Source organism: Singulisphaera rosea, from assembly GCF_054877945.1.
On record NZ_JBTYIP020000080.1, the window covers coordinates 1 to 1,525 of the forward strand.

Here is a 1,525-nt window from a genome sequence, read left to right on the forward strand (position 1 = left end):
CGCTGACCGCCTTCCTCAACCTACCGACACCGAGCAGGCGTCAGACTCTATACGTCCTCTTGCGAGTTGGCAGAGTCCTGTGTTTTTGATAAACAGTCGCTAGTGCCGATTCTCTGCGGCTCCCCTTGCGGGGAGCACCCCTTATACCGAAGGTACGGGGTCATTTTGCCGAGTTCCTTCACGAGGGTTCTCCCGAACGCCTTCGGATGCTCGCCTAGCACACCTGTGTCGGATTGCGGTACGGGCCGGCCATGTCGTCCCCGCGGGGCTTTTCGTGGCCGAGATGTCATCAGGCTTCCAGATCGAATGCTGTCGGCCTTGCGGCACGGGGGTATCTAGCGCCCCGACCTGACTCGTCTCGGCGTCCTCCGCGGTTCAACCTTCATGGCGGGTGGCGGAATATTAACCGTCTGTCCATCGGCTACGCCCTTGGGCCTCGCCTTAGGTCCCGACTGACCCTGGGCGGATTGACCTTCCCCAGGAAACCTTGTGCTTTCGGCGGATGGGCTTCCCACCCATCTTGTCGTTACTCGTTCCGGCATTCGCACTTGCCCACGCTCCACTGGTCGTTTCCGTCCAGCTTCACGGCCGAGGGCAACGCTCTCCTACTATCGTTTCCGATCCGCGACTGCGGCGCGACGCTTAGTCCCCGTCATTTTCGGCGCGGGATGGCTCGACCGGTAAGCTGTTACGCACTTTTGAAATGGTGGCTGCTTCTAAGCCAACATCCCGGCTGTCACCGCGATCCCACTTCCTTTGCCACTGAGCGTCGACTTGGGGGCCTTGGTCGGCGGTCTGGGTTGTTTCCCTCTCGAGCGTGAAGCTTCTCCCCCACGCTCTGACTCCCGGGGTCCGCCCTACGGTATTCGGAGTTGGGTTTCGGCGGGTAGGCGGGAAGCCCCCCGGCCGAATTCCGTCGCTCTACCCCCGTAGGGTATGTCCCGAGGCTGGCCCTAAAGCCATTTCGGAGAGAACGAGCTATCTCCAGGTTTGATAAGACTTTCACTCCTCCCCACGGGTCCTCCCCCAGTTTTTCAACACTGGTGGGTTCGGTCCTCCACGGCCGGTTAGGGCCGCTTCAACCTGCCCATGGGTAGTTCACCTGGTTTCGCGTCTACTCCGTCCGACTATGACGCCCGATGAAGACTCGCTTTCGCTACGGCTCCTCCCCTGAAGGGATTAACCTGGGGCCGGACAGAGTAACTCGCCGGATCATTATGCAAAAGGCACGCGGTCAGGCTGGCCGAAGCCAATGCCCTCCCACCGCTCGTAGGCACGGGGTTTCAGGTTCAGTCTCCTCCCCTAATCGGGGTTCTTCCCACCGTTCGGTCGCCCTACTGGGTTCGCTATCGGTCGTCATCGAGTACTTAGCCTTGCGGGATGGTCCCCGCCGATTCGCGCCGGGTTTCACGTGCCCGACGCTACTCGGGTACCGGATAGGGGAACTTCCGACGTCGCCTACGGGACTCTCACCCGCTCTGGTGCCCCGTTCCAAGGGACTTCGGCTGACGGTCATTCATCCCAT

General features: G+C 61.1%; 1 rRNA gene. It reads right to left on the bottom strand.

What is annotated here, in order from left to right:
* Positions 1-1,525 (bottom strand): 23S ribosomal RNA (locus tag ACYOEI_RS41020); the annotation flags it as partial.